Below are 13,530 nucleotides of genomic sequence, written 5' to 3'. Positions count from 1 at the left end.
CAACATTGACCACTTAACCGGTTGATGCTTCCATCTCTCACGCACGACACATGCCGCACCTCATCACGCCACCCGGGCCGAGCCGCAGAGAGCCCGTTGACAACGTTGTCTCGCATGCGAAGGAGCCGCGCACCCATGCCCACCACTCCCCCGAACCGTCGTGAATTCGTCCTCATCGGTGCCGCGGTGGCACTGGCCTCGGCCGCCGCGCTGCCCGGGACCGCGGCGGCCGCGCCCTCCTCGGTCCCGGCGGGACGGCCGACGCCGGTGCGGCTCGTGGACGACCGAGCCACCCCCGCCACCCGCTCCCTGTTCGCCTTCCTCAAGCGTCAGCAGGGCCGGGGCATCCTCTTCGGCCACCAGCACGACCTCACCCACGGATTCACCTTCACCACGCCCGACGGGAAGGCGTCCGACACCAGAGCGGCCGTCGGCGACTACCCCGCCCTCTTCGGCTGGGACACCCTGATCCTGGAGGGCAAGGAGAACCCCGGGGCCGAGGACGCCTCCGTGAAGAAGAACATCGCGGCGCTCACCTGGTCCCTCCAGAAGGGCGACGCCCGCGGCGGCATCAACACCCTCAGCGCCCACCTGCCGAACTTCGTGACCGGCGGGACCTTCTACGACACCTCCGGCCGGGTCGTCCGCCAGATCCTGCCCGGCGGTTCGAAGCACGCGGACTTCAACGCCTTCCTCGACCGCATCGCGGCGGCCGTCAAGGGCGCCCGCCGCCCCGACGGCACCCCGATCCCGGTCGTCTTCCGGCCCTTCCACGAGAACAACGGCGGCTGGTTCTGGTGGGGCGCCGGGCACACCACCTCCGCCGAGTACATCGAGGTGTTCCGCTACACCGTCGAGTACCTGCGCGACACCCGCCAGGTGCACAACCTGCTGTACTCGTACTCTCCCAACTCCGCCTTCGGCGGCGACCCGACCGGCTACCTGCGGACCTACCCGGGCGACGAGTTCGTCGACGTCCTCGGCTACGACTCGTACGACAGTTCGGCGGGTTCGGAGTCGTACCTGGACGGGCTGGTCACGGACCTCGCCATGGTGGTGGAGCAGGCGAACGAGCGAGGCAAGGCCGTCGCCTTCACCGAGTTCGGCGAGTCCGGCACCGAGGGCCGCAACCCGCAGTGGTTCACGCAGCTGCTCGCCGCCATCGAGGCCGACCCCCTGGCCCGCCAGGTGACATCCATGCTCACCTGGGCCAACTTCGGCGGCAGCACCCGCGCCTACGTCCCGTACACCGGGCACACCATGCTGCCCGACTTCGTCGACTTCCACGCCGACCCGTACTCCGTCTTCGCGAAGGACCTGAGCGGGGTGTTCACCGCCCGCACCGGCGCCGTGCGGAACGACCCCTTCCTGCACCTGGTCACGCCCACCGACCGGCAGCGCGTGACGACGACCGAGACGACGGTACGGGTGCGGCTCACCAACGCGAAGTCAGCCAAGGTCAGTTACTCCGTGAACGGCGGGGCGGCGAAGCCGCTGCGGCTCGACGCCGACGGCTTCCACTCGGCCGTGTGGCGGATCGACCCGCTCTCGCTGGACAACCGCTCCGTCACCCTGACCGTCACCGCGCGGGTCGGCGGCGAGACCCTCACCGACTCGGCCGTGGTGCTCCTCGGCGAGGTGGCCGCGCCGCCGGCCGGGTGGGTCGACGACTTCGAGGGGTACGCCGGGGACGACGTGACCCTGAGCGAGGCGTACAGCCACGTCAACGCCAACACCACCACCCTGTCGACCGAGCACAAGGCGGCGGGGACCTACGGGCTGGCCTACGCGTACGACTTCTCCGGGGCCTCCTACACCGGCATCGGCAAGCCCGTCGACGCGGACTGGTCGGCCTTCGGGGCACTGAAGCTGTGGCTGCGCGGGGACGGCTCGGGGAACGGCGCGACGCTCCAGATCGTCGCGGACGGGGTGTACTTCGAGTACAACACCCCCCTGTCCGACACCGAGGGCAAGGAGATCACCGCGCCCTTCGCGGAGTTCGCGCCCGCGCCCTGGGACACCTCCCACGCGGGGGCTGTGCTCGACGCCGCGCACCTGGCCGAGGTGGCGACGTTCAATCTGTACCTGGGGCACGGCTCCGACGCGGCGACCACCGGTGTCGTGCACGTGGACGACATCCGTGCCGAGTGAGGCACCGCGCCGAATGACGTACCGGGCCGACCCCTTGACGAGGGGTCGGCCCGATCCGTCCTCCGCTAGTGCCAGTTGCTGATCATCACGTCGTCCGGCGAGGGCTCGCCCTTGCCCGTCTCGACGAGCTTCTTCAGGCTCATCAGGTAGATCGCCCACTTCGTGGAGCAGTGGTTCATGAACTCCACCTGCTCCCGCCAGCCCTCGTGCCGGAAGAGCACGATCGTGAAGTCGTCCTCCTGCTTCAGGTCGAAGACGACCCGGGTGCCGATCCACTCCTCGGGTCCGTCGACCACTTCCCAGACCACCCGCTCGGCCGGCGCGGCCTCCAGCACCTTCATGTCGAACCCGCCGGGCAGGAAGCGGAAGCGGATCACTCCGCCGACTTCGCTGTCACCCTCGGTGTCCCGCGTCCACCAGCCGGCCAGTCCGTCGATCGTCGTCAGGGCGGTGTAGACCTCGCCCGGGGGCGATGTGACGCCGATCCTGTGCAGGATGTCCACCATCTCGTTCCCTCTCTCTCGGACCGGGCGCCCGGGTGCGGGCGCCGCCGGTCAGCTCTCCTGACTGCGTTGAATCGCCTCGGCGATCCGCTTGATGCGCTGCAACCGGGCGTCCCAGGTGGCCCCGACGGCCGACAACTGGGCCACCGCGCGGGCGAGTTGCGTCTCGTCCACCTCGTAGCGGCGCTCGCGTCCGGACGGCGTGGCGTGGACCAGGCCGACCCGGTGCAGCACCCCGAGGTGCTTGGCGACCGCCTGCCGCGTCACGGGGAGGCGGCCGCTGAGTGTGGTCGCCGTTCCCCCGCCCTCGGCCAGCAGCAGGTCGAGCATCCGCCGCCGGGTGGGGTCCCCCACGGCCGACCACAGCTCGTCGTCGACGGTGACGCTCATCGGGTCGACACCAGCTTGTCGACGTAGGTGACCAGGCGGGGCAGGAAGTGGTTCCAGCCGTTGACGTGGTCGCGGTACTGCTCCTCCAGTACGGCGGCCTCCCAGCCCTTCTCCCGGAATCCCGTCTCCGAGAAGCGGAGCAGGGTGCCGGTGCCGGAGGGCACGAGTTCGAAGGTCACCAGCAGCGAGTTGTCGGGCGCGGCGCCCTGGTCCGCGTCGTACACCCAGCGGAAGGTGAAGCGGCGGGGCGGGTCGGCCTCGATCACGGTGACGGGCACCAGGTGCCCCTCGGGCGTGGCCGGGTCGCCGAAGGTGATCGTCCCGGTCGCGCCGGGCTCGGGGACGAGGTCGGCTTCGTCCGGCCACCACTCACGCAGGTGTTCGGGCTTGCTGACGACTTCGTAGACCACCTCGGGCGTGGCCGCGATGTGGATCTCCCGCTCGATGCTGCCGTACTCCATGCCGCTCTCCAGCCGTGCGCAACCTTTGGTTGCATGTAACGGTAGAGCACTCGGCCTCGATACGCAACCGAAGGTTGCTCATCGCGAATGCGGCCGGGTCAGGGCGGGTCAGGTGTGGTCGGGCCGACCGGATCAGGCGGCCCGACCCGGCACGCGGGCCGCTTGACCCGCCGTCCGCGTCGTCGCCGGCCGCACCGTCCGCGCCGTTTCGAGCGGGACGCCGACCCGGTAGGTCGTCTTGCCCGGATCGGTGACGGGGGTGCCGAGGACGATACGGCCGGCCGCGCGCAGCTCCTCGCACACGTCCGTCGGCAGGGCGACGTAGCAGCCGCCGGTGCCCGCCGCCGGGTCGGCCTGCCGCCAGTAGCCGTAGCGGAGCCGCCCGCCCGTGTACGCGGTGACGAACACCGGGGTGCGGGGGTCCGACACGACGTGCAGCACGTCGGCCACCGGGCCCGTGACCGGGCCGGTGCGGCGGCGCGGACGGCCCGGAAGGCCGGATGAGCGGGTGGTGTCCGGCACGGAAGGCTGGGTGAGCGGCATGTGCACGGCCTTTCCAAGCGGGGGCGGGGGACACCGACCACGCCGAACGGGTGGGGTGTTGATCTTGCTGCGCCGCATTCTGGTGTACGCCACTGACAACGGGGCCCGCAGCGGCGACGGACCCGGTCACGGGCGCCGTCAGGTCACGGTCGCGCTGCCGGGACCGTCCGCCTCCCAGCCCTCGCCCGGCGCGCTCGGGGCCCGGGACTCGGTGAGATACCCGCCGGTCCCGGTGATGTCCAGCAGACGGGCCAGTTGCAGGGGACGGTTGTCCAGGTGCAGGGCGATCCCGGCGGGGTGGGTGCGCCGGCGCAGCATCAGCAGCGCGGACAGGCCCACGGAGTCGACCAGACCCAGGTCGGCACAGTCCAGATGGAGGTGGCGCAGGGTCGGTCCGTGCTCCCTGGCGTGGGTGTCGAGCGCGCAGGCCACGAGAGTGAGGAAGGTGTCACCGGTGTCGTAGTCGAGGTCGCCCCCGACCGCGACGACGAGGGCGTGCGGGCCTGTGGCGCGGGTGGCGACGCTCAGGGAGGTGTGCGTGCTCATGCGAGTGTTCCTGTACCGGATGCGGGCAGGTCGGGCAGCGTGTCGAAGGACCGGGCGGCTTCGCTCAGGAAGCTCTCGGCCCGCGGGAATTCGTGCAGCTGGGCCGCGAGCACGCTCAGCGCCAGACCCAGCGAGGCCGCGGGCACCCGTCGCACGGTCAGGATCTGCCCGGTCCAGGTGACGAACCGCTGGAAGATGTCCCGGTCGTCGAAGTACAGGGCCGTGGCGAGGAAGTCGAGCACGTGCCCGATGTCCTCGGCGGTGCGGTCGTACTGGTCGGGGCTGTACGACCGCATGGGCGGATATCTCTCCTCCAGACCGTGCAGCGTCTGTTTCACCAGGGCGGGCCGGTTGCGGGTGATGAGGGTGTACTCCTGGTCGGTGAGATGCGGCAGGTCGTCGATCTGCTGGCGGGCGGCGGCGGAGGCGTACGAGGGCTCCACTCCGGCGTCGAGGAGTTCGGCCGCGCCGCGCGCGTCCCCGGCCCAGGCGTCCGCGTGCAGCACCCGGGCCTGTCGGCCGTCCGGACCGAACGCGGCCCCGCCGACGACGACCGGCACCCCGATCGACTGAATCGCCGTCAGGGCGGCGTGGGCCGCGGGCAGATGGGTGGGGATCGACGCGGAGAGCAGCACCGCCTCGGGCCGGTTCGCGTGCAGATGGCTGATGAGGTGGGCGGTCGGCACGTGGGCGCCGAGGAAGTCCACGTCCCGGCCGCGCCAGCGCAGGGTCTCCGCCACCAGTCGGGCGGGCAGGGCGTGCCACTCCCCGTCGACGCAGGCGACGGTGACCCGGGGCCGGTCGCCGCCCGGGCGGGGCAGGCGGCGGGACAGCGCCGCCACGGCCCGGTCGTTGACGGCGGTGACCGCGTGCTCGTCGGCCACGGTGATCCGGTTGCCGGCCCACTCCTCGCCGACCCTGCGCTGCACCCCGGCGACGACGTCCAGGAGAAGGGACTCCGGGGACCATCCGTCCCGGGCGGCCGAGGTGACGACGTCCACCGCGCCGGCCTCGTCGGCGTCCAGCGCCGCCGCCCACAGTCTGTCCCGCAGCGCCAGGATCTCCTGGTCCGCGACTGCCGTTTCCGTCATGCTGTGCTCTCCCTGCTCCCGTGTCCGGCGGTGCCGGAGCGGGTGGTGCCGCCCGCGACCAGGGTCAGCGGGCTCCGGCTGCTCGCCGGGTGGGTGATGGCGAGGGTCGCCATGTCGTCGTGGTGCCGGCCGCCCAGCCACTGGTCGGCCAGCATGTGCACGCGCTCGACCACCGCCTCGGGGGGCATGCGCGCGCAGTCCCGCAGCGCCGTGCGCAGCCGGCGTTCGCCGTACATCTCGTCGCCCAGCGGGCCGCCGCGCGCCTCGGTGATGCCGTCGGTGTAGAGCAGGCAGGTCTCGCCGGGGGCCAGGGCGACCCGCGCGGTGTGCGCGGTGACGTCGGGGATCGCGCCGATCAACTGGCCCCGCGTGTCGGCCTCCTCGACCGTCCCGTCGCGGCGCACGATCAGCGGCGGCAGATGACCGGCGCTGGTCAGCCGGAGGTGGACCAGCCCCGCCCGCTGGCGTGCGGACGCCAGGGTCAGGGTGGCGAAACGGGCGCTGTGGGAGTTGAGGAGGGCGTCGTTGAGGAGGCCGAGGACCTTCTGGTGGTCGCGGGAGAGCGGCAGCAGCGCCTGGAGGACGCTGCGGATCTTGCCGGTGAGCACGGCGGCCTCAAGACCCTTGCCGGAGACGTCACCGAGCACCGCGAACGACTCCTGGGCCGGGTCGGCGCCGGGATGGACGTCGTAGAAGTCGCCGCCGACGCGTTCGTGGTCGCGGGAGGCGCGGTACCGGCCCGCGTATCCCACGCCGTGCACATGGCGCAGGGTCGGCGGGAGGAGTTCGCGCATCAGCGCGGTCGTGATGGCGGACTGCTCGGTGTAGAGACGGGCCGCGGAGAGCGCGGCTCCGGCGCGGGCGGAGAAGAGCCGCGCGAAGACCTCCTCGCCCTCGTCGAAGGCGGGGTGGCTGCCCGACCGCAGCAGGATCAGCGCCCCGGCCGGGAATCCGTGGCCCGGCAGCGGGGTGACGATCACGGAGCCGATGGGGCCGGCGAACCCGGGCGGGACGGCCCAGTCGGGAATGGCGTCCGGGCTGATCCACCGGGCGGGGACCGGGGGGAACCCCTGGAGCGCCTCGGTGAGTCCGGGGACCACGTCGGGGTCGATCTCCAGCACGCTCCCGGTGACCGGTCCGTGGCGCTCGGCGTGGGTGAGCGGGTACCGGCGGCCCTGGGCCGGCGCGACCACGACGGCCGCGTCCGCGAGGTGGTCGGCGGCCATCCGCGCGGTGACCTCCAGGCAGCGGTCGACGTTCAGCGAGGAGAGCAGGGCGGTGGAGATCTCCGTCAGGACGGCGGACCGTGCCCGCGCGCCCTCCAGGGCCCGCTCGGCGAGCCGCAGATCGGTGTCCTCCATGAGCCACCACATGACCTCCCCGCCGGGGCGGGGCGTCGGGTGTGCCTTGAAGGAGCGTTCGGCGACCGCGCCGGCCACGGGGTTCGCGGGCCGGGCCTCGGCGCCGGGCCGCTGCAGCCTCAGGTGCGCGGCGGACAGCCACTCGGGGGCGGTGCGCCCGGGTCCGGCCGCGCCGGTACGCCCGGCCTCGGCTCCGTCGGCGGGATGGGCCAGCAGTCTGCGGGCGGCGTCGTTGAGTTCGACGATGCCGGCGTCACGGTCCAGCACCAGGATCGGACAGGGTGCGCCGTTCCAGGCCGCGCCCGGCTGTACGGCCGGCGCGGGCCCGGAGGCGGGTGTGGGTGAAGGAATCACAGGCAGGGGAGCGCGGGGTGCGCGCCCATCCCCCTTCCTGCTGATCGAGTACAGGGCCGTTCCACCGTCCACCAAAGGGCCCGGCCGGTGCAACCGGCCGGGTGAGCCGGGAGTTCTCCCACCCCTTGACAGGACATCAGCGATCCGACGGCACAGGGCCGTCAGCGCCTTCCGCGCAACTTGCCGAACAGGCGCTGGGCCTGGGCACGGCGCCGCGGGTCGGCCGAGGCGCGGCGGACCTCCTCGACGGCACGACGCCCCTGCGGGGTCCGGCTGAACCGCTTGATCCTGTCCAACATGCCTGGCACGACTGCCTCCTGAGTCGGTCGGCGACCTAGGGCCTGTTCCAGGCCCTAGCCGCACGGCAAGGTCCTCGTCCCGGCCGGTTACCCCTATCCGGCCGGGTCATCCCTGCTCGCGTGCGCCGGCCCTCCGACAAGGGGGTGACGGCATCGAAGATCACTCGTTTGACCGTATGAACAGCACACCCGATCCCCCGGAAGAGCGAACCCACATGTCCCTGCGTCGGCCCGCACTCCCCGGCAGCCGCCCGCGCGCGCTCGATGTGGAGCACGCCGAGGCCGCGCTCATGGAGCACTACGCCCGGCTGGTCCGTCTGGTCTACGTCACTCTCCCCCGCGGCCTGGGCCGCCACCGGCGGGTCCTCGCCGCCCACGGTGTCGTGCAGCGGGCCCTGCCCCGCCGCAGGCTGGTCCTGCCCGGCCAGCGCGGACCGGGCGGCACCGGACAGGGCGCCTCGGCCGAGTACGGCGCCCTGCGCACCCGGGTGTTGCGGGCCGCGCTGGCCCAGGACGCCCGGCCCGGCCGGATTCCCCGGCCGTGGGACCGGCGGGCGGGGCTCCCGCTGCTGCCGGCCGTGTGGGGACTGCGGGTCTTCCCGCAGTCCGGGGGCACCGAGGAGATGGTGCTGGACCGCGCTCTGGCCGAGGCGGACTGGCCGGTGCGGGCGGCTTTCGCGCTCCTGGTGCTGGAGGAGCTGCCCGACGACGGCGCGGCGCGGGTGCTGCGGGCGGCCGGGGTGACGGATCCCGAGGCGGCCGTCCGGTCCGCGCGGCACCTCGTCGAGCGGGGAGACCCCGCCGGGCCGGAAGGCGTCGCCGGCTCCGGAGTGCCGCCCGCCCAGGTGCCGGCCACCGCGCTGCTCGCGCCGGAGTTCGACCCGTGCCTGCTGCACGCCCGGCCGACGGATCTGCTGCGCCGCCGGAACCGGGTACGCACCGCGATCACCGCGGTGGTGCTCGCCGCGTGCGCCGGGGGCGTCGCGCTCTCCCTCCCGGACGGCGGACGTCACCCCACCGCGGGCGGGGACCGGTCCGGGCCCGCCGCCGCGGTCGACGCCGACGCGCTCGTGCGGACCCCCGCCGACGCCTGGGCGGACACCGCGCGGGTCGACTTCACGGCCTGGCCCGCGCGCGGCGGCAGGACCGAGGACCGGCCCCTGCTGGAGCGCGCGCTGCGGGCATGGGCGGATCCCTCCTGGTCCGGGCGGCGTTCGGTGGAGCCGGGAGCGGCGGCGAGCGGTACCGGCCGGGCTCCCAGGCTGCTGTACGCCGGGGACGTCGACGGGCGCGCCGTGGTCGTCCTGCACGACGGTCTGACGACCGTGCGGTACAGCGAGCCGCCGCGCGGCGGGGGCACCGCCGAACTGGTCTCCGCGCTGACCGACGGCGCGGACGTGACGACCGCCGCCGCGGTCGTCGTCTCCCGCGGCGAGCGGTCGGTACGGCTGCTGCTGGCCCCCTGGATCGCCGGGGCGGCCACGCGTGACCTGCTCGCGTCGGACTCCGAGCCGGTCGCGCTGGGCCGTTCCGCGAGCGGCCTCACCGACCCGGTCCCGGTGCCGCCGCCCGGGGACGACTGCCGGACCTGGCCCGTGGTGCAGCTGAGTTCCTCGCCGCGCATCGTGGAGGACCACGCGTTCCTGCTGACCGACCTCGGCGGCCTGTCGCCCGCGCACCTGACGTACATGCCGCCCCCCGTACCGGGCGAGCGGCCGCGCCCGCCCCGGGAGGCGACCGGCCCGGACGCCCTGGCGGGGTGGTCCCGGTCCGCGTGCCGGCTCGACGGGCTGCGCGGACACGGCGTTCGCGCGGTGAACCACTGGGTGTTCGCCCAGCAGAAGCTGCCCGAGCGGGCGGGCGGCGCCACCTGGGTGTGCGCCCGCGCCGACACCTGGCGGGGACCGGGACGCGTGGAGTACCTCTTCCTGGGGCCGGGCGGGGGCGCCGCCCGGTCGGCCGGTGTCCGGGAGGACACCGCCGAGTGCAGCCGGTTCGGTCAGGACGTGGTGGCCGACATCGACTGGCGGTCACCGTCCGGCAAGCCGTACGTCCTGGCGGCGGGCAGCCGCTCGGTCGTCCGGGTCGAGGCGACGGGACCGCTGGAGGCGGTCGCGGACGGCCCGTTCCTCGCCGCCCGCAACTCCGGGGGCGGTCTGCCGGAGGTGGTCGGGACCCTGCCGGACGGGGCCGAGGTCCGGTCGGTCCCCCGCTGACACCCCCCGGAGGAGGCGGGCTCCCGCCCCGGCTCGGGGGCGTCACGGAACGAGAGCCCTGTCCCTCCCGCGCTGGGTGGTTCGCCGCGGAGGGGGCCGCCGGATGCACCCGGCGGAACCGGACCTCAGCGCCGCAGGTCCTGGAGCACCTCGCGGGCGGCGCGCGCCCCGGAGGCCATCGCGCCCTGCACCGAGCCGGTGGCCCGGTGGTCACCGCAGACGTAGCGGCCGGGGGCGACCCGGGTGGTGCGGCTGAGCGGCAGGGGCGGGGCCATCGCGGGCAGGGCGTCCACGACCGTGCGGACGGTCAGCAGGTCCCAGTGCTCGGTGCCCGTGCCGTACGCCTCGCCCAGCGCCTCGCGCACCTGTCGCTCCCGGCCCTCGGTGTCGTGCCCCAGGACCGAGGTGGCGATCAGCGCGTGGCCCGCCGGGGCGTAGGACGGTACGACGTCGCTGAGGACGACGGTGTTGAGGAAGCGGCGCCGGCTGTCCACGAGCAGCGTCGGCTCGCCCAGCGGGGACCGGGGGGCGACGTGGGAGTACGTCGTCACGACCCGGTAGTCCGGGAGGTCGACCTCGGGCAGCAGTTCGGCGACCGGACCGGGTCCCGTCGCCACCACCACCGCGCGGGCGGGCAGTTCCGCTCCGGCGGCGGTGAGGAGTCCCGTGTCGGTGAGCCCGGCCACGGGGGTCTCCAGCCGGACGGTGTCCGCGGGCAGCGCGGTGGCCAGGGCGTGCGGGACCGCTCCGACGCCGTCCGTCGGCAGGCACAGGGTGCCGCGCAGCATGCTCCGCCAGACCAGGTGGAAGAACCGGCCGGAGGTGACCAGTTCGTCCTCCAGGAACACCCCCGACAGGAACGGCCGGAAGAACCGTTCCACGAGCGCCTCGGAGATGCCGGCCTGGGCGAGCGCCGTCCGGGTGGTGGTGTCCGCCGAGCGCTTGAGCAGGCGGGTCGGGACCAGCATGTCCCGGGCGCACAGCGCGCCCAGCGCCGCCATGTCACGGGCGCCCGCCAGGCGTCCCGGGAGCAGGTCGGGAAGGGTGCCGGGGCGGCGGGTGGGGTCGCTGAACCGCAGCCTGCCCGACGGGTCGTGCACCAGCACGCCCGGAGTGAAGGGGCGCAGCCTCAGGTCCCGGAGCACCATCCGGCGCCGGACCTGCGGGTAGGAGGTGTTGAAGACCTGGAACCCCCGGTCCACCACGAACCCGTCGACCCGGTCGGCGCGCATCCGCCCTCCGACGTCGTCGGACGCCTCCAGGACCCGTACGCCCACTCCGGCGTCGAGCAGGTCCCGGGCGCAGGCCAGGCCCGCGACTCCCGCTCCGACCACCAGTACATCCGTGGAGTCCCGCGCTGCGGACACACGATCACCTCTCCAGCACCTCGACGGCTCCCCCGGTCTTCGTCGGCCGTGTTCCCCGCGGATGCATTACCTCACCAGGGTCCGGCTACTGCGGTGGCCCGGTGACGTCACCCGCTTGTACCCGCCGGCGGGTGGGTGCCATCGCCCAGCGGATGCCCGCGGTCACCGCCGTGCCCAGCGGTCGCACGCACAGCTCCTCGGTGAGCGGGACGCGGGGCAGGCCCAGTTCCCGGGAGGCCCAACCGGGCAGCAGTGAGACGGCGTTCGCGGCCAGGACCCCGTAGGGCAGCCGGGCCGCCCAGGGGACGGGGGGCCGCAGCAGGAGGAAGCGCGCGGTGGCGCGGGCCTCGGGCGTGCCGCGCAGTTCGTCGCGGTAGGAGGCCAGCCGGCGTACGAGGGCCGCGTGGTCCCGCGGCGGGTCGGGCACGCCGAGGGCGGACGCGATGCGGGCCATGTCGGCGACGTAGCCGTCGCGGCCGGCGTCGTCGAGGGGACGGGCGCCGTAGCGCTGGTGGGCCCGCAGGAAGCAGTCGACCTCGGCGATGTGCACCCAGCACAGCAGGTGCGGGTCCGAGGCCCGGTAGGGCAGGCCGTCGGCGGTGGTGCCGCGCACCGCCTCGTGCACCGCCCGCACCCGGTCGCAGGCCCGCCGGGCGCTGTCGGCGGGGCCGTACGTGGTGACGGCGAGGAAGGTGCTGGTGCGCTGGAGCCGTCCCCAGGGGTCGCCGCGGAATCCGGAGTGCGCCGACACGGCGGCCATGGCGGCGGGGTGCAGGGACTGCAGGAGCAGCGCGGCGAGTCCGCCGGTGAACATCGACGCGTCCCCGTGGACCCGGCGCACCGGCCGGTCGGGGCCGAACCAGCGCGGTCCCGGTGCTCCGTGGATGCGCGCGCGGTTGGCGGGGCCCTCGGGCCCCGCCACGCGGGAGAAGATCGCCTCGCCCGTCCGGTCGCGGATCCGGTCCAGATCCGGCAGCAGCCTCATGGAGCGGTGGCCTCCTTCTCGGCCGGCGCCGCACGGCGCCCGCACCGTCGAGTGTCCCTCGGCACGGGGCCGGTCGGTGGCGGTGAGGCGGTCGTCGCTCACTTGCCGAGGCGGCGCGCGGTGCCGGGGGCGGGCGTCGACTCGGCCAGGGCGGGGGTCGCCGGCGCCGCTGACGGGAGCGCGGTCGCAGGCCGGGGCCGGCGGGCCGCCTGTTCGGGGTGCCTGCGCTGCCAGTAGGGGTTGTCGGGCGGGAGCTTGCTGGAGACCCGGCCGTACATGCCGAAGGTCGCGATGAGCAGCCCCATGACGAAGCTGAAGATCACGTTGGTCATGCCGAAGTCGAGGAAGTTGGCGGGGCGGTCCAGCACGAAGAGGTGGGCGAAGCCGCTCAGGACGAACAGCGTGCCGACCACCATGTTGAGGGTGGAGGCGAAGTTGCCGCCGATGACGGCTCCGGCGAGCAGGGCGACGCCCACGACGGCGGAGACGACGCTGAGCGCGACGTTGGTGGTCATGCCGACGATGGTGTCGCCCGAGGTGTCGAAGGGGCTGAGGGCGTCGGCGAAGCCGAGGCAGGCGAAGGTGAGCAGCACCAGACCGCAGAACCCGGCGCCGTAGCGGTAGACGGTCGCCAGGTGGTGGTCGACTGGGAGTTCGTCTCGTAGCTTCATGCCCCCATTTCGACCTGTGCGGGGCATTCGGATGCGTTTCGGCTTCTTCTTCGGTGCCCTACTCCTCGGGGAGCCGCCGGAGCAGGCCCAGCTCCCGGTTCATCTCGGCCAGGAAGCGCACGACGACCGTCAGTTCCTCGTGCGTGAAGTGACCGCGCGCCCGGTCGGTGCTGTGGGCGAGCGGGCGGAAGTAGTCCCTGGCCAGGAGCTTGCCCGCCGCCGCGTAGTGGAGGTGCACCACCCGGCGGTCGTCGTCGGCCCGGACCCGCCGCACATGTCCGGCCCGTTCCAGCCGGTCGACGCAGGCGGTCATGGCGCCGGAGGTGAGGTTGAGCTGCCGGCGCAGCCGGCCGGGCGTCATGGGGCCGTCCTCGGGGTCGGCGTCCAGGATCGCGATGAGCGCCTGGACGTCGGTCAGATGCAGGCCGTGCGCCTGCGCGAACTCCTGGGCGATCCGGTTGAACTCGCCGTTCATCCGGCGCAACAGAACGGCGAAGGACTGCAACCCTGTCGGGTCTTCTCCCAGAAGAGACGGCGAGGGCGTACCGGGGGCGCTCATGACCCCCAGTATAAAGTCGCTCGATGATTGAGA

The 13,530-nt window shown here is 73.6% G+C and carries 14 protein-coding genes; 2 read left to right on the top strand and 12 right to left on the bottom strand.

From position 1 onward, the window contains the following. Positions 1 to 135 precede the first annotated feature (135 nt). Positions 136 to 2,151 carry a glycosyl hydrolase gene (locus AB0E07_RS27195; protein ID WP_362257472.1) on the top strand — a complete coding sequence of 672 codons (2,016 nt, stop codon included), beginning with the start codon at positions 136 to 138 and terminating at the stop codon, positions 2,149 to 2,151. A gap of 65 nt (positions 2,152 to 2,216) precedes the next feature. Here the strand turns inward: AB0E07_RS27195 and AB0E07_RS27190 are convergent, their stop codons facing one another. From AB0E07_RS27190 to AB0E07_RS27155, 8 genes are all read right to left on the bottom strand, one after another. Further along, positions 2,217 to 2,657, bottom strand: a complete 441-nt coding sequence (locus AB0E07_RS27190; protein WP_362257469.1) for an SRPBCC domain-containing protein — start codon at positions 2,655 to 2,657, stop codon at positions 2,217 to 2,219. 48 nt (positions 2,658 to 2,705) lie between these two features. Then, positions 2,706 to 3,044 (bottom strand): metalloregulator ArsR/SmtB family transcription factor, encoded by a 339-nt coding sequence (locus tag AB0E07_RS27185; RefSeq protein ID WP_362257465.1) that lies wholly within the window; start codon positions 3,042 to 3,044, stop codon positions 2,706 to 2,708. After that, positions 3,041 to 3,505: an SRPBCC family protein gene (locus tag AB0E07_RS27180; RefSeq protein WP_362257463.1), complete on the bottom strand. Its 465-nt coding sequence runs from the start codon at positions 3,503 to 3,505 to the stop codon at positions 3,041 to 3,043. The genes AB0E07_RS27185 and AB0E07_RS27180 overlap by 4 nt, the downstream gene beginning before the upstream one ends. A gap of 132 nt (positions 3,506 to 3,637) precedes the next feature. Beyond that, positions 3,638 to 4,027, bottom strand: coding sequence for a hypothetical protein (locus AB0E07_RS27175; protein WP_362257460.1), 390 nt, complete (start codon positions 4,025 to 4,027; stop codon positions 3,638 to 3,640). Positions 4,028 to 4,186: 159 nt separating this feature from the next. Beyond that, positions 4,187 to 4,594, bottom strand: a complete 408-nt coding sequence (locus AB0E07_RS27170; protein ID WP_362257457.1) for an STAS domain-containing protein — start codon at positions 4,592 to 4,594, stop codon at positions 4,187 to 4,189. Beyond that, the gene (locus AB0E07_RS27165) at positions 4,591 to 5,685 is read right to left on the bottom strand and encodes a cobalamin B12-binding domain-containing protein (protein ID WP_362257454.1); all 1,095 of its coding nucleotides are present in this window, start codon (positions 5,683 to 5,685) and stop codon (positions 4,591 to 4,593) included. The genes AB0E07_RS27170 and AB0E07_RS27165 overlap by 4 nt, the downstream gene beginning before the upstream one ends. Then, entirely contained in the window at positions 5,682 to 7,400 is a 1,719-nt protein-coding gene (locus AB0E07_RS27160; protein WP_362257451.1) for a SpoIIE family protein phosphatase, read from the bottom strand. The genes AB0E07_RS27165 and AB0E07_RS27160 overlap by 4 nt, the downstream gene beginning before the upstream one ends. Positions 7,401 to 7,561: 161 nt before the next feature. Beyond that, a complete protein-coding gene (locus AB0E07_RS27155; RefSeq protein ID WP_362257448.1) occupies positions 7,562 to 7,708 on the bottom strand; it encodes a hypothetical protein in 147 nt (48 codons plus the stop codon). Positions 7,709 to 7,914: 206 nt separating this feature from the next. Between AB0E07_RS27155 and AB0E07_RS27150 the strand changes: the two genes are divergently transcribed. Further along, on the top strand, positions 7,915 to 9,915 hold the full coding sequence (locus tag AB0E07_RS27150) for a hypothetical protein (RefSeq protein WP_362257445.1): 2,001 nt from the start codon (positions 7,915 to 7,917) through the stop codon (positions 9,913 to 9,915). Between the two features lie 125 nt (positions 9,916 to 10,040). Here AB0E07_RS27150 and AB0E07_RS27145 read toward each other — a convergent pair whose 3' ends face one another. The 4 genes from AB0E07_RS27145 to AB0E07_RS27130 form a co-directional block, all read right to left on the bottom strand. After that, positions 10,041 to 11,282 carry an NAD(P)/FAD-dependent oxidoreductase gene (locus AB0E07_RS27145; RefSeq protein ID WP_362257442.1) on the bottom strand — a complete coding sequence of 414 codons (1,242 nt, stop codon included), beginning with the start codon at positions 11,280 to 11,282 and terminating at the stop codon, positions 10,041 to 10,043. A gap of 85 nt (positions 11,283 to 11,367) precedes the next feature. Beyond that, positions 11,368 to 12,267: an oxygenase MpaB family protein gene (locus tag AB0E07_RS27140; protein WP_362257439.1), complete on the bottom strand. Its 900-nt coding sequence runs from the start codon at positions 12,265 to 12,267 to the stop codon at positions 11,368 to 11,370. Between the two features lie 98 nt (positions 12,268 to 12,365). Continuing rightward, positions 12,366 to 12,938 carry a DUF4383 domain-containing protein gene (locus AB0E07_RS27135; RefSeq protein ID WP_362257436.1) on the bottom strand — a complete coding sequence of 191 codons (573 nt, stop codon included), beginning with the start codon at positions 12,936 to 12,938 and terminating at the stop codon, positions 12,366 to 12,368. Between the two features lie 58 nt (positions 12,939 to 12,996). Beyond that, positions 12,997 to 13,497 (bottom strand): MarR family transcriptional regulator, encoded by a 501-nt coding sequence (locus tag AB0E07_RS27130; RefSeq protein WP_362257433.1) that lies wholly within the window; start codon positions 13,495 to 13,497, stop codon positions 12,997 to 12,999. Between the last annotated feature and the right edge of the window lie 33 nt (positions 13,498 to 13,530).

Origin of the sequence: Streptomyces sp. NPDC048002 (genome assembly GCF_040653275.1) — a bacterium.
GTDB lineage: Bacteria > Actinomycetota > Actinomycetes > Streptomycetales > Streptomycetaceae > Streptomyces.
This window is presented reverse-complemented; position numbering and strand designations above follow the sequence as displayed.